Origin of the sequence: Niallia taxi, from assembly GCF_032818155.1 — a bacterium.
Lineage (GTDB): Bacteria > Bacillota > Bacilli > Bacillales > Cytobacillaceae > Niallia > Niallia taxi_A.
Window position 1 is genome coordinate 2,811,378 of sequence record NZ_CP102589.1, and the last position, 17,915, is coordinate 2,829,292.

Consider the following 17,915-nt stretch of genomic DNA (forward strand, 5'->3'; position numbering starts at 1 on the left):
CTTTTGCAGTAAATAAAAGAGAGTACATCAATGTAGATGTACTCTCTTTTATTTATTAAAATAATCGTTTTCTCCGTAAGACAATCGCTGTCAGGCAGGACAAAACAAATGAAATTGCTAACGCTACAAAAAAAGCATGCTTATAATCTTGAAATGGTATGTTAACATTCATTCCATAAAAGCTTGCGACTATTGTTGGAAGAGAAAGAACTATTGTAACAGATGTTAAGAATTTCATAACCATGCTGACATTATTAGAAATAATCGACGCAAATGCATCCATCATACCGCTTAAAATCGACGCATGTGTTTGAGCCATCTCTATCGCCTGCTGATTTTCAATAATAACATCCTCCAGCAAATCTTGATCATCCTCGTACATTTTTAAAAATCTGGTATTCATCATTTTATTCATGACAATATTATTCGATTTAAGTGATGTTGTAAAATAAACAAGACTTTTTTGTAGATGAAGAAGAGAAAACAGTTCCTTGTTTTTCATTGATTGCAGAAGCTGGTCTTCAATTGTGTCAATCTTTTTACTGATTTGTTTAAGATATTTTAAATAAGACGTTGACATGCTATACAGTATTTGGAAAGCAAATCTTGTTCTTTTATACGTAAAGAAATCCTTAACCTTTCCTTGTGAAAAAGCATGAAAAATCGGATTATCCTTGAGACAAATTGTCACAAAACAATTTTTGGCAATGATAATTCCTAAAGGAATTGTATCATACATTGGTTTTTTCTTATCATCAAAGGTTACAGACGGAATGTTGACGATTATTAATATATCATCGCCATCTTTTTCTATCCGTGAACGTTCCTCTTCATCCAAAGAATCCTTTAAAAATTCAATTGGTATATCAAGCTCTGCTGCAATGTACTGAATCTCCTGCTCTTTTGGAGCAACTAGATTAATCCAGCAGCCGCTCGTAATTTTATTCGTTTCCTTAAGTACTCCTTCTTCGTTAGAAAGATAAATATTTAACATGGTAAAACCTCCTCTTATTGTGAGGAAGTCAAATGCGTTGCCATAAACAAGCTGAATTTTCACTCGTATTCAAAATTAAACGGAATGACTCCTTATTGACTTCCCCCTGTCTCGACTCGGGCTCAGGTTCACTGCAATAATGACTACTCATAAAAATTCAACTCCTTTAGTTTCTGTTTTAAATACTATTACATTTTACTTGAATTCTTTATTTTTGCAACTAAACTAGCAAACTTTTTAAAAAATTAATAAAACCAATTTGTTAGTCTGATTCTTTCCCAAATTAGCAAATCCATATTCCTAATTACCACCACATCATTGAATGAATTCCAGAGACCTTTTTCCTGTGGCCATACAATATTATTATTTACTGTCTTTAACAAACGCTATATCTAAAAAAGCTATTCCTAAAGAGCAGCCTAACGGAGTCCAAATAAACTGCATTGTTTCAATATATTCAGGCCGTATAAAGAGGTCTAACAAAAAGGAAAACAAAGTTAAGATTATAAACCATTTTATGAATTTAATTGTCCTATTCCTAATTTCCACCTTGCCTGCTTTTTTCCAATAAAAGAAAGATAGGACCAAAAGATATAACACATACAGGAATAGAAATAAAAGATACCCATACAAAACCATATTTGATGTATTTGCCACAAAAACTAGCACTGTTGCTATCACAAACAACACAAATAAGAGCCTATTTAACCAAACAATCTTTTTCACTAGCATTCACTCCTTAACCATTTATACTGAAAAATCTCGTATACCTAAAATACAATCTGTCAAAGAAAGTTAATCGTCACTGCCCTCCTCTAGAATCCAGGGAATTTCTGTTTCAAAGTTCAACTGAAATACAGGCTCTGAAAAGCTCTCTGGTACCTGATTATTTTCCTTTGATAAACAAAATGCCAATTTATCGAGCGTATATGTATGATGGTCCTGCCAGTTTGACATTGTACAAGTTTCACCTGTTAGGATTCTGCCGACAACATGATAAAACCCAATATACTGGTGATTATTATCCGCTTCAGTTGGAAAATGAGAAAGCATAACAGGTTTTTCTGGCATAATGCCTAGTTTCATAAAAAAGGAAGTTTGTCTATCTTCCAAGCTTAAGACTGTCGAAGCGAAATTTCGACAATAAGAGCAATCACATATCTCTATTTCATTACGATAATATTCGGCCGTTTTCTCAACATCGACTTCCAAAAGCCAATTCTTTATTACTATTTTTTTCAACAGTATTTCCCTCTTTCACTATTTTCAAATACTAATTAACTATCGAAAACATACAACTTCCGTATATAGCTGTCAACAATTACCTTAAAAAAAAGGAATTATTGACTAAAAAACCGACCGGACGGTACAATAAATACATATATACATTTTGGAGGAGTCGCATGATGGAATCAAAAGCAGATATGAAGCGCCATCTCATTTTAGAAACAGCAAAAAAAATTATTCATGAGCATGGAATAACGAACCTCACCCTTGATGCTGTTGCTAAAAAGGCAAGCATTAGTAAGGGCGGTCTTCTTTATCACTATCCAAGTAAAGAGGCATTAATGAAGGGAATTTCCATTGCTATTTTTGAAGATTTGGAGAATTTTATGGCAGAATACGCAGAAATAGATCAAATCGAAAAAGGCAAATGGACTAGAGCTATGATCCAAGTTACGAAGGATGACTTAGAACATAATGCAGAACTGAACGTTGCCGTAATGGCTTCCTCCTTATTGGATGAAGCGGTGGCGGAAAGTATATCAAACAGCTACCAAACTGCGTTGACAAAGCTAGATAATGATGGCATTTCTCCTATCACGGCGTCTGTTATCCGCCTGGCCCTTGATGGTCTTTATTATTCACAAATGCTTGGTGTTGCTCCATTGAATAACACAAGGCAGCGTGCTGTTCTTGACCAGCTTATGCAGATGACACATCAGGAGGATCTGTGATGAATCCATATTTATTACTGGCAATTTCCATAATTAGTGAAGTATTTGCAAGCTCCATGCTTAAGGCAACGGACGGCTTCAGGAGACTTTTGCCGACAGTTGGGGTTGCAGTCGGCTATAGTATTGCCTTTTATGCTCTTTCCTTAACATTAAAAACATTGCCGCTTGGTACTGCATATGCCATTTGGGCAGGTGTTGGTACGGCACTTACTGCATTGGCGGGAGCATTATTTTATAAAGAGAGCTTAAACAAAAAGAAAATACTTGGCCTTTTACTCGTTATCAGCGGGGTTGTCCTCTTAAATATTGGCGGGGCCCATTAAAGAAAGGAGTTGTTACTATGAAGGGATATGTTTATTTAACCATTTCCATCATTTCTGAGGTTTTTGCGACAACAATGCTTAAGATGGCAGAGGGCTTTACAGTGCTCCTCCCTTCCATCTGCGTCATTATTGGCTATGTACTTGCCTTTTATTTTATCTCAAAAGCACTACAATCACTACCTTTAAGCTTATCCTATGCTATTTGGTCTGGCGTTGGGACAGCTGCAACAGCATTGATTGGCGTCATTCTTTGGAAGGAACTAATTAACCCTGTCATGCTATGTGGTATTGTCCTCATTATCGGCGGTGTTTTTTTGTTAAATGGTGCGGAAAAAGGAGAAACAGCCAAAAAGCCGGCAAACTGAGTCTGGCTTCTCGGCTGTTTTCTTATTAAGTAGCAGCTGAACTGTTCAAATGGAAAGCAATTTCCCGAATTCTTTTATCAATTTCAGCCTCTAGCTTCTCCCGCTCTGCTGTATAAGCATAAAAGGTATCACCTTGAAGCAGATGGTCAGAGAGATTAAGCAAGCTGACTGCTTTCCGATTAAATTTATTGGCAACAGCAAGTGTTGCTGCCGTTTCCATATCAACCCCAATATGTCCATCAAGCGACCATTTAAGAACGAGCTTGGACGTTTCAAGAAAAGGCGTGCTTGTAGATATGACACTCCCTGTTATATAGCTATAGTTCTTTTTCTCACAATACTCCATTGCTTTATTAACCAATTGCTCATCCGATTTTACGACATTGTGTCCTGGTTTATAGTGCGAAGACACCCCATCTTCCATCTTTGCTTCTGTCACTATAAAAATATCGCCATACTTAACGGCTTGTGACAAACCGCCAAAATATCCTGTCTGAATAAAACACTTCGTTCCAATAGAAGCAAATTGATGACAAATAGCAGCTGCCATTGGACTACCATATACGTTAGCAAATCCTGTTAACACACCATTTTGTTTGCCTAATACTGTATTCCATTTAGGAAGCAGCATATCATCACTTAATTGCTCCTTCCATAATTTTAAATTTTCTGCGTGATTCCACTCGCCATGAATAATAAAGGATTTTGGCACATCATTACTCTCGATACCAATTGCATGCAGCCAGTCTTGCTTCGAAAACTCTCCGTACAGTTTCACATTCTCCCTCCGTCCTTTGTTACATAGTTTTTTAAGAAATGTCCTAATTCCACGAAAACGCTCTTTTATTCCCATATCACATCTAATTTATCAGCATAAAAGCGTATTGCTTTCTGATAGTTTAATAGTTGTTCATCTGCAGTCGTATCCACCAAACAAGTTAACAGTAGCTTCATTGCTTGATTGTGCTCCTTAAGATTGTAGAGGGTCATCGCGTAAAATATTTGAAAGGCTTTATTTTCAGGGAAGCTCGCTATCCCCTGTAAAAAGGTATTTCGGGACTTCTCATACTCCCCTAATGTACGATATGTGCTGCCAAGTCCAAGTAACGCACCCTCCAATTCATCCATGTGCAATTTCAGCTCTATTGCTTTTTCATAATAGGTCACTGCTTTTCGTTCTTCCCCTAATAAATCAAAGCTCCATGCACATTGATAAAGGATAGACGCGTCCTTAGGGAATTGTTCCGCCAAGCCTAAAAGCAAGCGGTTCGATTTGACATATTCTCCACATGCTCTTAAGTGCAAGGCTGCCGATAATTTTTTTTCCATCTAATCCCTCTTTCTAATAGGCTTTCTTTACCATTCGACCATTTCAACATATCCCCTTCTTTTACTTCCGAGAAATGAGAATCATTAGATTATTTGATTATTTTTATAAATTCCACCTAAACCACTTGGATTAGTTCATTTTTTTAAGTATAATGAATATACAATAATAAGAACACCAAATCAGAGTGCAAGTTTTCTTGATTTATAGACTATCCATTAGGAGGGATTACCGTGGTAAATCTTAATGAAGCAAAAAGAAGAATCATGATCCAAAAATTAGAGGTGTATGGCAACTATTCGTTTGATGCATTACACAGCTTTTCTCTTTCTGAATTGAATAAAAGATACCATGAGTGTATGGCAGCAATGCATCCTCATGATGGAACAGGCTCTATTAAATGGAAAAAACTGCGTTAACTTTACCATTAAACCAACTTTACAGGTATGAATAATTATATTTAATAATGACTAACTAAATGAATATGCCGATCAGTCAGCCTGAAGGCCCTAATGTATAGAGTTTGCTATACTTAGGGCCTTTTATTGTTCACTTGAAGGGTGGTGATAGATGCTTAACTGATTTATGTTTGTTACTTTCTATTAAAATCGTATTGGAGGATACATAATGTTTTCATTAAAAAAAGCATATTTTCTACTATCTGTGATTTTATTAACCTTAATCATTTCAGCATGCGGTGCTGCCTCGTCTACTAACGGCTCTGGTGACGGAGATGGCGAAATAACTGTAAATATCGGTGTACAGCAAAGCATTTGGCCCATCCTGCTTGCAAAGGAAAAGGGCTGGTTTGAGGAAGAGTTTGAGAAGGCTGGGGCTAAGGTCAAGTGGGTCGAATTCCAAAGCGGTCCATCCTACTTTGAATCCATTGCCTCTAATCGCCTTGACTTCGGTCGAGTTGGTAATATACCAGTACTAGCTGGTCAAGGCGGCGGCATAAAATTTGAGGAAATTGCCACAGCAAGCACTGGTGAGCTTGGCGATGCAATCATTGTCCCAGAGAATAGCTCTATTAAAACAGCACAGGATTTGAAAGGCAAAAAAATCGCGGTTGCAAAAGGAAGCAGCGCATATGGACTTTTATACAGATTGCTTGAAAAAGAAGGCATTAAACCATCAGAACTAGAAATCATTCAGCTTCAGCCAGATGAAGCACAGCCTGCTTTTGAAACCGGCTCTGTCGATGCATGGGCCATTTGGGAACCATATCAATCGGTTCAGGTAGTCAAAAACAAAGCGAAGGTAATCGCAACAGGCAAGGATATTGGCAGCTACAGTCCCGGCTTCCAAATTGTTCGCACCGAATTTGCGAAAGAGCATCCAGAGCTTGTAGAACTATATTTGAAAGTAACAGAAAAAGCGACAAGATGGCAAAATGAGCATAAAGAAGAGGCAATAAAAATTTACGCAGACTTAAAAAACACAGATGAAGAAATTATCAGCAGGGTGCTTGAAAATTCCGTGCCAGAAAATACACCTATCAGTGATGATATTATAAAGGAACAACAAGCAACAGCTGACTTGCTGTTAGAGCAAGGCGGTTTAACAAAAAAATTGGATGCAGCGGATGTTGTTAACAACACATATATCGAAAAAGTGTTGAAGGAATACGATAACTAAAATAGAAATTTGCCCCCCTGTCATTTCGTAGGGGGGCCTTGTTTGTTTTTAAATTCACAATCGTAAAGGTCATTATACAGCATAAAGATAATAGTCAGTAGTGAGCATATGTTTACAGAAACGCTCCTTTTTATCCGACGAAATGTTATAATACTTACAATTATTAGAAATAAATAACAAATAGAAAGGCTGATAAGAATGGCATATGTAATTCGAAAAATAACACAAGAAGATATTACACAAGTTCAAGATGTAGCAAAAACGACTTGGAACGCTACTTATGAAGGAATAATTCCTGCAGAGATACAAGAAAATTTCTTGAAATCAGCCTACAATGATGACAGAATGAAGCAACGAATAGAAAGCTCTACTCTTTATGTAGCTGAAGTTGAAGGTACAGTTGTCGGGTTTGCCAACTTTTCTCCAGTAAGAGAAAATGGTAAAGTGGAGTTAGGGGCTATTTATCTTTATCCAAAGCATCAAGGGAAAGGTATTGGTTCAGCATTAGTACAAACAGGAATTAAAGATTTAGATGGTGTAAATGAAATTTATATAAATGTCGAAAAGGATAATAAGATCGGAAAGACCTTTTATGAAGCCAAGGGTTTTGAGGTTGTTAAAGAGTTTGATGACGATTTTGATGGTCATATTCTAAAGACTGTGAGAATGGTGTTAAAAGTTTAAAGCTCGCAAGATGCGAGCTTTTTTAGTGCAAATAGATAATATAACTCCAAGTAAATTGGTTTTCTTGCAATTTTGATGCTTACTCTTAAACCGAACCTGTAACTAAAAAAGAGACACGTTTTCTTTAGCCGCCTCTAATCCTAAATTGCTTCGCAGTGTGCCGCCAGCATATTCTGTTTTGAATAATCCTCTGTGCTGCAGCTCTGGGATAACGAATTCTACGAATTGAGACAAGCCTTCACTCATTTGCTGTGGCATAATGTTAAAGCCGTCTGCTGCTCCATTTTCAAACCATAACTGCAATTCATCAGCAATACTCTCTGGTGTTCCAGCAATGGTGTAATGCCCTCTCCCGCCAGCCAAACGCAATAAAAGCTGTCTGATTGTCAGGTTTTCCTTTTTCGCTAGATCACTGATCAATTTTGTCCTGCTTTGATGTCCCTTGATTGCCTCTATTTCAGGCAGCTCTGGGAATGGTCCATCTAACGGATAGGAAGTCAAGTCAAAGCCAACTCTGTTGGAAAGCTGTAAAAGACTGTATTCAGGATTAGTGAGATTATGGAGCTCTGTCTCTTTTGCATTTGCCTCCTCCACCGTATTGGCAATCACAGGGCAAATCCCAGGCAGGATTAATACTTTTTCTGGGTCACGGTCAAAGTCACGAACCCTGGATTTCAACTTTTTATAGAAGCTTTTAGCCTCTTCTAATGTTTGCTGTGCAGTAAACACGATTTCTGCATATTTTGCTGCGAAATCTATTCCATCCTTAGAGGACCCTGCTTGGACAATAATCGGTTTTCCTTGTGGAGATCGTGGACTGTTTAAGGGACCTTTTACAGAAAAGTGGCTGCCTTTATGGTTGATTTCATGGACCTTCTCACTTAACGCATACACCCCTGCCTCTTTATCCTTAACAAGTGAGCCTTCCTCCCAGCTGTCCCAAAGCTTATGTGTCACCTCTAAAAACTCTGTTGCTCTTTTATACCTTTCCTCATGTCCGGCAATCTCTTCAAGACTGAAGTTACTTGCTTCCTCATCTGTTCCAGAAGTGATGACATTCCAGCCTGCTCTGCCATTGCTCAAATGGTCGAGAGAAGAGAAGCTTCTAGCGACATTGAAGGGCTCAGTAAATGATGTTGAAACAGTTCCAATTAAACCGATGTTTTTTGTAACAGCTGCTAGTGCGGGCAAGAGGATGAGCGGCTCCATCCCACCTCCTCCAAGCTCACCATACTGAACAGCTTTTTTCGAAACAGAATATCTGTTGGCCATAAAGATTGAATCAAATTTTGCTGCTTCTGCTTTTGCCGCAATTTCCTGGTAATAATTGAAATCTTGGACCCTTTCTACCTCGGAGGATGGATGCCTCCATGCCCCCTCATGATGTCCCATACTTGTTAAAAACAAATTCAAACGCATCTCTCTAGCAGTATGATTAGCCATATAAATCTCCTCCTTTTTCTTTTTTATCCTTTAAAGCTATCCTGCCATTTGAGCAGTCTTCTTTCAAAAAGCCTAACAAATGAATCAGACACTTTTCCAAATACAGCAAAGATAATAATTCCCACAAATACAACCGTCGTTTGGGAGAACTGTCTTGCATCGGTAATCAGGTAACCAATCCCTTCACTTGAACCCATAAGCTCTGCTGCTACTAACGCAAGCCATGCTGCACCTAACGCAAGGCGGAGGCCAAGCAGGATATTCGGCAATGCAGATGGGATAATTAAGTTTGTAATCTGTTTCCATTTGCTGTATTGCAAAATTCTAGCAACCTCAAACATCTTTCCGTCGACACTGCGAATGCCAAGAAAGGCATTTACATAAAGGGGAAAAAACGCGCCTTTTGCAATCAGGAGAATCTTTGAAACCTCTCCAAATCCGAACCACAATATAAACAGGGGAATTACTGCTAATGTCGGAATTGTCCGCAGCATTTGCATCGTCGGATCAAGTGTATGTTCCATTTTGTTCGAAAATCCAACCGCCAGCCCTGCCAAAAGGCCAAGTGATCCGCCAATTAAAAATCCGCCAATTGCCCGCAGAAAACTGACTTGAAAGTGATACAGCAGATTTCCATTCCTCAGTAAATCAATGAAGGCCATAAAGATTTCGCTTGGCCTTGGCAGCAGCGTTTCTGACACAAATCCGTAAATTCCGGCTGCCTCCCAAACAGCGATAAGAAGAGCTGGAAAAATGAAGCCTCTAAGTAAGATAATGAGCTTTGAATCAAGCTGCCTTTTTTTCTTGCTTTTCTTCGTTTTATTCACAACGGTTTCTTCGTAAATTAGTTCGGTATTATTACTCAACGTGCACTCCCTCCAATCAATTCATTATCCCTTTGCTCTGTTTTCTCAAATTCCTGCAATATTTGCTGACGGTATGATTGAAACGTAATATCTGATTTTTTCCTTGGGTATGGCAAATTCACATCGATAATCTTCTGAATTGACCCTGGTCTGGCATTCATGATCACAACCCTATTACCTAAATAAATTGCTTCATCAAGGTCATGTGTAACAAAAAGCATCGTTGTTTTGTTTTCCTGCCATATATTTAATAGAGCATCCTGCATATGTGTTCTTGTGAAAGCATCTAAAGCACCGAATGGTTCATCCAGCAAAAGCACCTTAGGATTGCGTAGCAATGCCCTTGCGATTGCTGCTCTTTGGGCCATTCCACCTGAAAGCTCTCGCGGATACGATTTTGCAAAGCCGTCCAATTTCACTAGCTTAATTAACTCTGCCACCTGCTTTTTTATGTCTTTATTCTTTAAGGAGAAGTTTGCTGCAATATTCTTTTCAACCGTATGCCATGGAAACAGACGCGGTTCTTGAAAGATAAAGCCTTTATCAATGCTTGGACCAGCCACTTCCTCTCCATCAATCAGTACAGAGCCAGTTGTATCGATATCAAGACCAGCAATAATTTTCAACAACGTGCTTTTTCCACATCCGCTTGGACCGATGATTGTGATGAATTCGCCTTTTTCTACCGTTAAATCAATATCCTTTAATGCATGTGTATCACCGTTTTTTGAGCTGAACCTTTTATTTAAATCATGGACTGCAAGTAATGCCATTGAAAACTTCTCCCTTCTTTGTCTTCAAACATTGAAATTAATATGTACAAAAAAAAGACACGCGCTTCCAATAGCAATCGTGTCTTCTCCGGATGACCGGTCGAATGACTTTATGTTATTAGCCTTTTTTGGGATTGTCCGTTTGAATGCGGATTTTTTCTTCCCGTTCAATTTGAGCAATCTTTCCAGCATGGAGTGTGATTGTAACAGAACCGTACTCAATTTCCTTTAAAATCGAAATGATATATTTTTCATTTTCGAAAGTCACTTCTGCCATTTTAATAACCCCTTTACGAATTTTTTCCAAATCTTTTGCTAGATAAAAAAAGCCGCTTACTCCATTTATCTGGGTAGCGGCCTTCAGTTTTCTGATCAGCACTATTATTCTTTTATATTTTTCAAGCGCGCAAACTCGATTTCCAAATCTGTTAAAGTTAATTCATACAAATGCTGTTCGCCTTTTTTATAATGCTTAGCTGCTATTAAAGAATCAATGATATAATGCTTTCGTCTATCAACCAACTCTTTTAATATACGAGACATTGTCATCTCCCCTTAGTAAACTAGTGTTGAATACTAATTATTCTAATCTTTTTACTTGGTTTTAGAACAAAATATAATTAACGATGAATTTTTTCCATATATCTCGCCTTGTAATCCACTGTATCTGGATATTTGATGCCAACACCTGTATTTAAGCAAACTACTTTTTCTGTATTGCCAATCCAGCCTGATTCACGCAGTTTGTCTGCTGCGGCAACTGTTGCTGCGCCTTCTGGACATATGAACTGTCCCTCTGACTTTGCAATAAACTGCTGGGCATTTGTGATTTCTTCTTCTGACACTGCAATCGCACAGCCTTTCGTCTCATAGATTGCTTCTAAAACAAGAAAGTCGCCTAAAGCCTTAGGCACATTTATTCCGAATGCCTTCGTTTCAGAGTTATCCCAAAAGTCAGATTCTTTTTTTCCTTCTACATATGCTTTAACAATTGGTGCACAGCCTTCTGCTTGAACGGCAACTAAGCGTGGGAATGGCCCATTAATCCAGCCGAGCTCCTGCATTTCAAGAAACGCCTTATATATACCGATTAATCCAACGCCACCTCCAGTTGGATAAAGAATAACATCTGGAAGCTCCCAGCCAAATTGTTCAGCAATTTCATAGCCCATCGTCTTTTTACCTTCTATGCGATAAGGCTCCTTTAATGTAGATGCATCGAAATAACCGTTTTCTTTTATAAGCTCTGCTGTGATTTTTCCTGCATCACTAATTACTCCATCAACAAGGTATAATTCTCCCCCAGATATACTTACTTCCTTTCTCGTGATTTCAGGAGCATCTAATGGCATTACAACATGTGCACGAATACCAGCTTTAGCAGAATAAAGGGACCACGCTGCACCTGCATTGCCATTTGTCGGCATTGCCAGCTCCTTTACACCAAGCTCCTTTGCTTTCGAAACCCCGACTGCAGCGCCTCTTGCTTTAAAGGAGCCTGTTGGTACAAGCCCTTCATCCTTTAAATAAAGCTTGTGAAGCTGTAATTCCTTTCCTGCTCTTTCTAGTGGAAGAAGTGGCGTCATCCCTTCTCCTAGTGTTTTAACATTCTTTTCATTAAGCACTGGCAGGACCTCGTGGTATCTCCATAGAGTTTTTTCCCTGCTTTGTAAATCGTCCTTATGAATTTCATTTTTTAATGATTGTAAGTCATAACGAGCAAGCAATGGCGAGCCACAGCTACATAGTTGCTGTATTTCTTCGGCAGAATATTGATTGCTGCATTTCGGGCATTCTAGATTGTTTATGTAGCTATATCTCATGCTAACCTCCAAAATTAATTTATTTAAGATGAAAAAAAGAGACCAACAAAATACAGGCCGGAATGGACCCGTAATTCGCTGAATCTCTAGTGATCTAGTCGATTCTTTTCAATATTTTGCAATATCTGATAAACCTATGTTAACAGCATCTAAAAGTTGTTGTCAATCATTTTTTAGGGTATTCTTATTGATTTACTTGGAATAATTGTTTAGTCCCATTATTCAGTCTGTATTTTTTCTTTTTCCATTAGCTTTTTGTTAGGATAGACTGTCGAAACATAATGATAAAACAATCCAGTCACTGATTGGGTAAATAAAAAGATTGGAAAGGCAAAAGGTAAGCTATAGTTATTCTGATATGTAATAATATGCAGGATGGTGAAAAGCCACTGTGCAAGAACCCCGAATAAAGCCCACCCAGCTATGTAATATCCAAACGTCCTTTTGCGTATTTTCATCACTTCATAAAAATACATAAAGGCATAACCAAAAGGACCATATAATGCATAGTAAACCAGGTCGAAAAACTCATAATGGTTTGTGTCATTTTCGCGATATAAATCCAGTAATCCTCCCCCTATCGTAAAGTCGTACACGATACCTGTTGAAATCCCCCATAATAAACTCATACATGTTATTTCCCTGCGAAGCTTTTTTGGCGAAAACACAACGAATAAGTACGCGGCAACAGTAAAAATCAATAAGGAAATTTCATTGATATCAAATTTTCCGATCCAAATCATCGTGTCAGCACCTCGTTTTCTTTTTCTACTATGTATGTTTGATACCACTTATGTATCAAAAGCCCAAAAATATGCAATGCAACATAGTAAGAAAAATCATACAGTATGGACCAATCTTTAACTGTTGTCACCTTTAAATAATGACTAATACTAGTCACAGCTAAAATAACCAAAGATGAAACAATGATGTGTGTAAGCTTTTTGAATAGTGAAGCATCTGTACGCCCAAAATTTAAAGAAATTAAGACAATTAGCGGAATAATGATACTCCTTTTTATTAAATAAGCGATAAAATTCCAAGTATCATGGGAATAGGTAATGAAACCAAGCTCTTCATAAATAAGCCATGTCCAATTAAGATTAACAATTAACACACATAAAAACAAAACGGTGTTTTCTACGACACTAAGCTTCTTTTTTTGTACAAAAAAACAAATGATGGAAATCCAGCCTATAAAAAAGTAAACTGCAAACGCCATTTTAACCTCCAGTGACTTTTTTTTCTATTATTTCCTTTAAAAGTGCACATTATTATGCGTTTTTTGCCGTTTGGCTCGTCTTTTTTTTTAGGACTACACGAATGCCTTACCGTTTTTTCAAATACTTCATTTAATAATATAGAGTAAATTTAGAATAAGAAGAGAGGTGTAAAAATGAGGGAACAGGAACTGCACATTTTTCTACACATCCCAAAAACCGGTGGATCTACCTTAAACTCCATTTTCACAAGACAATTTTCAGCAGAGGAATTGTATGACCATGAGCTTTTTCAAAATAAGATTATTCCGTTTGCCGACTTAACTTCCGAGGACAGGAACCAGATTCATGCGATTGCAGGGCATCTTCTGTATGGTGCTCATGAACAATTTACAAAACCGTACCATTATTTCACGATGCTGCGCCATCCAGTCGACAGAGTTCTTTCGTTATATTCTTATTTAAAAAATTATCCAGGCTATGAACGATTGCAGAACATGAGCTTAGAGGAATATGTTCGGACAGAACCAGAGGCTCAAAATGGCCAAACTCTCCTTTTATGCGGTACCCCAATTCAATATGATGTCAGCCTTGCGAAACAACGGCTAGAGACATTTGATGTTGTTGGCATTACAGAACGATTCGATGAATCCTTGTATTTGCTGAAATCTGCCTTTGGTTGGACAGACATTCATTATGAAAAGGTAAACATCACAAAAACAAAGTTAAGGCGTGCGGATGTACCTTTGGAAACAATTAAGCTGATTGAAGAGCATAACAAGCTCGATTTAGAGCTGTATCAATTCGCTAAAGAGCTTCTCCAAAAAAGGCTAACAAACTTGCCAAATCGAGAAAAAAAAGCCATGAAAAGCTTCGTGCAAAAACAAAAATACATGAACAAGCAAAGTAAAAAAGCAAAGCCAAATTAATTTAGCTTTGCTTTTTTACTTTTAAGAAATATGTCCAAATTTAATTGGAAGCATAATATGTTATTTACTAACCGAGCTCCCTTTCACAGAAGTCTTCACTAAAACAATTAAGTATAACAGGATTGGCAGCATAAACTGCAGGGGCATACTTAAAAAATAATGTATTACACGAAGTCCTTCATATACGTGGTCAGCAAAATATCTGCTAATAAATATAGAAAAGACAGAGATTATAAATATCATTGGCATAACAAAATATCGATATGGAAGCTTAAAGATATATTCAAGACCTTTTAAGCCGCCATATATAAAAACCGAGCTTTTTACAAGGACGCCCAGCATGATCATAAACACAGAAATAACATCTATTCTCTCAATAAATTCGCCGATGGAGACAAGCCTTGTTGCAGATAGAAGCGGAAAGTTGGCACGCAGGGCAATATTACTTCCTAAAGAGGTCGTAATCAACAAGCTTGTTAATGTCAAAAATAGCCCGGAAGAAACTACAGAAACAAAATAGGTCAACCTGCTATCCTTGAAATTTCTTACTAATGGCAGAATACACATGAAAACGACCATTTCTCCATAAGGTCTTGCCACTTCGTACGGAAACATGCTTTTAATAAAGATTCCTACACCTCGCCCCATTACCGGCTGGATATTTTCCAGAGACATACTTCTGCTTCCATACAAGAAGATTATCAATAATAATAAAAAGAAAATGGAATAAGGTGTCAACACCTCTGTGGTCCGCCCAAGCACTTCTATACCAAGATATAATATATAGCCGAGCAAAACGGTTAATGTTAAGGAAATAAATTCAATTGGAGTTACTGGTAATATTGCTGCTGAGGTTAACTCACTAAAATCTCTTACAATGCGGGCAGCAATATAAAAAAAATAAACAGCATATATGAAACTGATGATAATAGCAACAGGCCTGCTGAAGCAATATTCTAAAATTTGATACAAATTTTTGTCTGGCAGCATGTAAATAATTTTAAAATAAAAAAACGCAACGATAACGCCAATAAAGGTAGACAATAGGATAACAAGCCAGCTGTCTTCTCTTGCCTCTAAGCCAATCCCAAAAACTAAAGAGCTTCCTAAGTTAAAGGCTAATATTAATGCAAATAATTGTGTTAAAGAAATTCTTTCTGTTAACATAGCTGCTGCTTCCCTCTTTTCCCTACAATCCTCAATCGGCAGAAAGTAATCATGCCTATATTTCCCATTATTATGTGTGAATATGTAAGGCTATTGAGAGCAATTTGAAAGGACTGGAAAAAGCCCCTTTCATGCTTTAGAAAGGGGCTTCATTTCAGTATGGAGCTAGAACAGCATGTAATTCACGCAGGTTATCTATTACCTGATCAGCTTGAACAAGCTCCATTACCTTCGCAAAGTCAAAATTACAGCCGATTGCAAGTAAGTCATTCGCTTTTGCTGCTTGTATATCTGACAAACGGTCACCAACCACAGCACCCGAGGTTATGTTATATTTATCTACTACTAATTTCACTAAGTCAGCTTTATCCAATGTATCGATTTGCGCTATACTAAATGTTTCTGTTACCCATTTATCTAACGTGTAATACTTCACAATTGCCTTTAAATAGGTGGGCAGTCCATTGCTTGCAATGAAAATAGAGTAGCCGTGTTCCTTCAATAAAGGAAGTATTTCTGTTACATATGGATATAGTGCTCCTTTACCATTGCGGATATTTCCGACCAATCTTTCCAAAAAATAAGCATCTGTTTCCGCACGGACTTCCTTGCTATGTTGAGGTAATAAAGCTTCCCATACTTGTGGAAGCGGTATCCCCATAATATCCCTGTATTTCTCTATTGGTGTTTTTTCATTCCATAGATTTTTATCCCTTAAACGTTGAAAAGCATCCTCTAGTGATAATTCGAGAATAGTATTTGTTTGGAACAACGTCCCATCCATGTCAAAAATAATGGCATTTAGCATTTAAACGCTCCTTTTTTAAAAGGCTATTAATCAGAGAGACGGAGGGGATTTTAAAGGATTTTATCAGTGCTAGTATTACTTAAGTGGGCTGCCAGAAACTATATGCCAATGGAGATGCTTCGAATCTTGATATTTCCCTAAGTTTGTAATGACACGGCATGCTCCGTTTTCCTCTGTCACCATTTTTGCCGTTGTTTGAATAACAGTCATCAGTTCCAGTAATAAGGGATGATCACTTTCCTCCAGTGTTAGCAGGGAGGAAATATGCTTTTTCGGAATTGCTACAATATGAACTGGATAAAAAGGATTTGTATGATAATATGCCAACACATTGTCTGTTTCTAACACTTTCTTCACAATCGTTTTGCCACTCAGTACTTCCTCACAATAAAAATCCTCTGTCATCTTTTCAACCCCGCCTTCTTCAAATTTAACTAGTTTACGAGATGAATATTTTTGATTGGCCAATAAACAATATTTGTAGTGCCGACAACTTTATTTGCTGGAACAAAGCCAATAACCCGGCTGTCTGTGCTATTCCTTCTATTATCACCAAGGACAAAAAAGGTGTTTTTTGGAACACGCTCATATCCTAACAAATTTGTTAATGTAAAGTTTTCCGTTAATAGCACTCCACTCCTGTATAGCTTCCGCAGTTCCTGTTTGTTATTTTCCAAATATGGTTCTTCATATGCTTTGCCATTTATATAAAGTGTATCGTTTTTATACGCTATTTTATCGCCAGGCAAGCCAATGACTCTTTTTATATAATCCTCCTTTTCATTTGCGTGGAATACAATGATATCAAACCGTTTAACCGTTCCCACCTTCGTTACAATCATCCTGTCTCCATTATCTAAAGAAGACTTCATTGATTCACCGTCCACAATTATCGGAACAAAGATGAATAACCGGATAACCAGTACTGCAGCAATAGCAAACATGACTGATTTAAGCCATTCGTAGTTTTCATTGTTCAGCAAATTTTTCAACCTATCACTACCTTTTATTCTTCTATTTACACCTATTATCGTACCATTTAATGGCATTAAATTGAACTAATTAAATATTACTGTAATGGAAATAATACACTTGTTGGCTATAGGAGGTATGAAAATGAAAACCTGGAAAATGTATGTACTATTAATCGGACCAATGTTAACATTTTTTCTGTTTGGAGCAAAATCCTTTAGACGCTTTTTACCAACTGGTATGTTCAGCTCTCTTCTTATCACGCTAATCAGCGAGTTCTCTAAAACCTATAAGTGGTGGAAGGTCAAAAACCCGATTGTTCCAGGTATCGCCACAGATATCACCTTTGTTTTCGGGCTATTTTTTACATTGAATTTATGGATCTTTAAATTAACTTATGAAAAACTTTGGCTTTATATTATCACGAATATCTTTGCAGACTATTTATTTGCGTACCCGCTTACAGCACTTGCTCAAAAATTTAAGATATATAAACTAGTCAACATGAAAAAAAGCCAGCTATTTGGACTCAGCTTAATTGTCGCTGCACTAAACTATGTATTTCACCGCTTTATTGTCGAGAAAGGAAAAAAGCAGATAAACTAGGCGATCATCTGCAATCATT

24 protein-coding genes are annotated in these 17,915 nt (G+C 37.4%); 8 read left to right on the forward strand and 16 right to left on the reverse strand.

Going from position 1 to position 17,915, the window contains the following annotated elements:
* Window positions 1–55: 55 nt before the first annotated feature.
* Together NQZ71_RS14140 and NQZ71_RS14145 are read right to left on the reverse strand one after the other, a co-directional pair.
* The gene (locus NQZ71_RS14140; protein WP_144454669.1) at window positions 56–994 is read right to left on the reverse strand and encodes a magnesium transporter CorA family protein; all 939 of its coding nucleotides are present in this window, start codon (window positions 992–994) and stop codon (window positions 56–58) included.
* A 795-nt stretch (window positions 995–1,789) separates the two neighbouring features.
* A complete protein-coding gene (locus NQZ71_RS14145) occupies window positions 1,790–2,236 on the reverse strand; it encodes a hypothetical protein (protein ID WP_317010893.1) in 447 nt (148 codons plus the stop codon).
* Between the two features lie 161 nt (window positions 2,237–2,397).
* Here NQZ71_RS14145 and NQZ71_RS14150 point away from each other — a divergent pair, with 161 nt between their 5' ends.
* Genes NQZ71_RS14150 through NQZ71_RS14160 form a run of 3 tightly spaced genes read left to right on the forward strand, consistent with a single transcriptional unit; the run spans window position 2,398 to window position 3,640 of the window.
* Entirely contained in the window at window positions 2,398–2,952 is a 555-nt protein-coding gene (locus NQZ71_RS14150; protein ID WP_317010894.1) for a TetR/AcrR family transcriptional regulator, read from the forward strand.
* Window positions 2,952–3,275, forward strand: a complete 324-nt coding sequence (locus NQZ71_RS14155) for a DMT family transporter (RefSeq protein WP_317010895.1) — start codon at window positions 2,952–2,954, stop codon at window positions 3,273–3,275. Before NQZ71_RS14150 ends, NQZ71_RS14155 begins: the two co-directional genes overlap by 1 nt.
* A 17-nt stretch (window positions 3,276–3,292) precedes the next feature.
* On the forward strand, window positions 3,293–3,640 hold the full coding sequence (locus NQZ71_RS14160) for a DMT family transporter (RefSeq protein ID WP_127734345.1): 348 nt from the start codon (window positions 3,293–3,295) through the stop codon (window positions 3,638–3,640).
* A 25-nt stretch (window positions 3,641–3,665) separates the two neighbouring features.
* Here NQZ71_RS14160 and NQZ71_RS14165 read toward each other — a convergent pair whose 3' ends face one another.
* A complete protein-coding gene (locus tag NQZ71_RS14165) occupies window positions 3,666–4,418 on the reverse strand; it encodes a phosphorylase family protein (protein WP_317010896.1) in 753 nt (250 codons plus the stop codon).
* Window positions 4,419–4,483: 65 nt separating this feature from the next.
* Window positions 4,484–4,969, reverse strand: coding sequence for a tetratricopeptide repeat protein (locus tag NQZ71_RS14170; RefSeq protein WP_275005123.1), 486 nt, complete (start codon window positions 4,967–4,969; stop codon window positions 4,484–4,486).
* Window positions 4,970–5,200: 231 nt separating this feature from the next.
* Between NQZ71_RS14170 and NQZ71_RS14175 the strand changes: the two genes are divergently transcribed.
* The 3 genes from NQZ71_RS14175 to NQZ71_RS14185 all read left to right on the forward strand — a co-directional run bounded on the left by NQZ71_RS14175 (window position 5,201) and on the right by NQZ71_RS14185 (window position 7,289).
* Complete coding sequence (locus NQZ71_RS14175; RefSeq protein WP_144454666.1) at window positions 5,201–5,386, forward strand: hypothetical protein; 186 nt, start codon at window positions 5,201–5,203, stop codon at window positions 5,384–5,386.
* Window positions 5,387–5,594: 208 nt separating this feature from the next.
* On the forward strand, window positions 5,595–6,605 hold the full coding sequence (locus tag NQZ71_RS14180; protein ID WP_260055662.1) for an aliphatic sulfonate ABC transporter substrate-binding protein: 1,011 nt from the start codon (window positions 5,595–5,597) through the stop codon (window positions 6,603–6,605).
* A gap of 198 nt (window positions 6,606–6,803) precedes the next feature.
* Window positions 6,804–7,289 carry a GNAT family N-acetyltransferase gene (locus tag NQZ71_RS14185; protein ID WP_260055661.1) on the forward strand — a complete coding sequence of 162 codons (486 nt, stop codon included), beginning with the start codon at window positions 6,804–6,806 and terminating at the stop codon, window positions 7,287–7,289.
* 102 nt (window positions 7,290–7,391) lie between these two features.
* On the opposite strand, the gene NQZ71_RS14190 is transcribed toward NQZ71_RS14185, so the two are convergent.
* The 8 genes from NQZ71_RS14190 to NQZ71_RS14225 form a co-directional block, all read right to left on the reverse strand.
* Entirely contained in the window at window positions 7,392–8,732 is a 1,341-nt protein-coding gene (locus tag NQZ71_RS14190; RefSeq protein ID WP_317010897.1) for an LLM class flavin-dependent oxidoreductase, read from the reverse strand.
* Window positions 8,733–8,755: 23 nt separating this feature from the next.
* The gene (locus NQZ71_RS14195) at window positions 8,756–9,598 is read right to left on the reverse strand and encodes an ABC transporter permease (protein WP_144454662.1); all 843 of its coding nucleotides are present in this window, start codon (window positions 9,596–9,598) and stop codon (window positions 8,756–8,758) included.
* Window positions 9,595–10,371: an ABC transporter ATP-binding protein gene (locus NQZ71_RS14200; RefSeq protein WP_260055659.1), complete on the reverse strand. Its 777-nt coding sequence runs from the start codon at window positions 10,369–10,371 to the stop codon at window positions 9,595–9,597. The genes NQZ71_RS14195 and NQZ71_RS14200 overlap by 4 nt, the downstream gene beginning before the upstream one ends.
* A 118-nt stretch (window positions 10,372–10,489) precedes the next feature.
* Window positions 10,490–10,648, reverse strand: coding sequence for a DUF2292 domain-containing protein (locus tag NQZ71_RS14205; RefSeq protein ID WP_317010898.1), 159 nt, complete (start codon window positions 10,646–10,648; stop codon window positions 10,490–10,492).
* A gap of 104 nt (window positions 10,649–10,752) precedes the next feature.
* Window positions 10,753–10,914, reverse strand: a complete 162-nt coding sequence (locus NQZ71_RS14210) for a Fur-regulated basic protein FbpA (protein WP_317010899.1) — start codon at window positions 10,912–10,914, stop codon at window positions 10,753–10,755.
* Window positions 10,915–10,991: 77 nt separating this feature from the next.
* A complete protein-coding gene (locus tag NQZ71_RS14215) occupies window positions 10,992–12,194 on the reverse strand; it encodes a threonine synthase (RefSeq protein WP_144454658.1) in 1,203 nt (400 codons plus the stop codon).
* Window positions 12,195–12,412: 218 nt separating this feature from the next.
* A complete protein-coding gene (locus NQZ71_RS14220) occupies window positions 12,413–12,937 on the reverse strand; it encodes a hypothetical protein (protein WP_317010900.1) in 525 nt (174 codons plus the stop codon).
* Entirely contained in the window at window positions 12,934–13,416 is a 483-nt protein-coding gene (locus tag NQZ71_RS14225) for a hypothetical protein (RefSeq protein WP_260055658.1), read from the reverse strand. The genes NQZ71_RS14220 and NQZ71_RS14225 overlap by 4 nt, the downstream gene beginning before the upstream one ends.
* Before the next feature lie 174 nt (window positions 13,417–13,590).
* Here NQZ71_RS14225 and NQZ71_RS14230 point away from each other — a divergent pair, with 174 nt between their 5' ends.
* Entirely contained in the window at window positions 13,591–14,343 is a 753-nt protein-coding gene (locus NQZ71_RS14230; RefSeq protein WP_186304011.1) for a sulfotransferase family 2 domain-containing protein, read from the forward strand.
* A 60-nt stretch (window positions 14,344–14,403) separates the two neighbouring features.
* On the opposite strand, the gene NQZ71_RS14235 is transcribed toward NQZ71_RS14230, so the two are convergent.
* The 4 genes from NQZ71_RS14235 to lepB all read right to left on the reverse strand — a co-directional run bounded on the left by NQZ71_RS14235 (window position 14,404) and on the right by lepB (window position 17,310).
* Window positions 14,404–15,510, reverse strand: coding sequence for a GerAB/ArcD/ProY family transporter (locus tag NQZ71_RS14235; RefSeq protein ID WP_317010901.1), 1,107 nt, complete (start codon window positions 15,508–15,510; stop codon window positions 14,404–14,406).
* A gap of 154 nt (window positions 15,511–15,664) precedes the next feature.
* Complete coding sequence (locus tag NQZ71_RS14240; protein ID WP_317010902.1) at window positions 15,665–16,318, reverse strand: HAD family hydrolase; 654 nt, start codon at window positions 16,316–16,318, stop codon at window positions 15,665–15,667.
* Window positions 16,319–16,393: 75 nt separating this feature from the next.
* Complete coding sequence (locus tag NQZ71_RS14245) at window positions 16,394–16,723, reverse strand: HIT domain-containing protein (RefSeq protein ID WP_144454653.1); 330 nt, start codon at window positions 16,721–16,723, stop codon at window positions 16,394–16,396.
* Between the two features lie 29 nt (window positions 16,724–16,752).
* Window positions 16,753–17,310, reverse strand: coding sequence for a signal peptidase I (gene lepB / locus NQZ71_RS14250; protein ID WP_225314790.1), 558 nt, complete (start codon window positions 17,308–17,310; stop codon window positions 16,753–16,755).
* 124 nt (window positions 17,311–17,434) lie between these two features.
* On the opposite strand from lepB, the gene NQZ71_RS14255 reads away from it, so the two are divergent.
* Window positions 17,435–17,896 carry a hypothetical protein gene (locus NQZ71_RS14255; RefSeq protein ID WP_260055656.1) on the forward strand — a complete coding sequence of 154 codons (462 nt, stop codon included), beginning with the start codon at window positions 17,435–17,437 and terminating at the stop codon, window positions 17,894–17,896.
* Window positions 17,897–17,915: the final 19 nt, after the last annotated feature.

Bases quoted from the DNA above. Each gene is read 5' to 3' on its own strand.
- NQZ71_RS14150 (WP_317010894.1), top strand. From the start codon at position 2,398: ATGATGGAATCAAAAGCAGATATGAAGCGCCATCTCATTTTAGAAACA.
- NQZ71_RS14255 (WP_260055656.1), top strand. From the start codon at position 17,435: ATGAAAACCTGGAAAATGTATGTACTATTAATCGGACCAATGTTAACA.
- NQZ71_RS14180 (WP_260055662.1), top strand. From the start codon at position 5,595: ATGTTTTCATTAAAAAAAGCATATTTTCTACTATCTGTGATTTTATTA.
- NQZ71_RS14185 (WP_260055661.1), top strand. From the start codon at position 6,804: ATGGCATATGTAATTCGAAAAATAACACAAGAAGATATTACACAAGTT.
- NQZ71_RS14190 (WP_317010897.1), bottom strand. From the start codon at position 8,732: ATGGCTAATCATACTGCTAGAGAGATGCGTTTGAATTTGTTTTTAACA.
- NQZ71_RS14240 (WP_317010902.1), bottom strand. From the start codon at position 16,318: ATGCTAAATGCCATTATTTTTGACATGGATGGGACGTTGTTCCAAACA.
- NQZ71_RS14215 (WP_144454658.1), bottom strand. From the start codon at position 12,194: ATGAGATATAGCTACATAAACAATCTAGAATGCCCGAAATGCAGCAAT.
- NQZ71_RS14210 (WP_317010899.1), bottom strand. From the start codon at position 10,914: ATGTCTCGTATATTAAAAGAGTTGGTTGATAGACGAAAGCATTATATC.
- NQZ71_RS14230 (WP_186304011.1), top strand. From the start codon at position 13,591: ATGAGGGAACAGGAACTGCACATTTTTCTACACATCCCAAAAACCGGT.
- NQZ71_RS14245 (WP_144454653.1), bottom strand. From the start codon at position 16,723: ATGACAGAGGATTTTTATTGTGAGGAAGTACTGAGTGGCAAAACGATT.
- NQZ71_RS14220 (WP_317010900.1), bottom strand. From the start codon at position 12,937: ATGATTTGGATCGGAAAATTTGATATCAATGAAATTTCCTTATTGATT.
- NQZ71_RS14200 (WP_260055659.1), bottom strand. From the start codon at position 10,371: ATGGCATTACTTGCAGTCCATGATTTAAATAAAAGGTTCAGCTCAAAA.
- NQZ71_RS14160 (WP_127734345.1), top strand. From the start codon at position 3,293: ATGAAGGGATATGTTTATTTAACCATTTCCATCATTTCTGAGGTTTTT.
- NQZ71_RS14140 (WP_144454669.1), bottom strand. From the start codon at position 994: ATGTTAAATATTTATCTTTCTAACGAAGAAGGAGTACTTAAGGAAACG.
- NQZ71_RS14225 (WP_260055658.1), bottom strand. From the start codon at position 13,416: ATGGCGTTTGCAGTTTACTTTTTTATAGGCTGGATTTCCATCATTTGT.
- NQZ71_RS14170 (WP_275005123.1), bottom strand. From the start codon at position 4,969: ATGGAAAAAAAATTATCGGCAGCCTTGCACTTAAGAGCATGTGGAGAA.
- NQZ71_RS14235 (WP_317010901.1), bottom strand. From the start codon at position 15,510: ATGTTAACAGAAAGAATTTCTTTAACACAATTATTTGCATTAATATTA.
- NQZ71_RS14155 (WP_317010895.1), top strand. From the start codon at position 2,952: ATGAATCCATATTTATTACTGGCAATTTCCATAATTAGTGAAGTATTT.
- NQZ71_RS14205 (WP_317010898.1), bottom strand. From the start codon at position 10,648: ATGGCAGAAGTGACTTTCGAAAATGAAAAATATATCATTTCGATTTTA.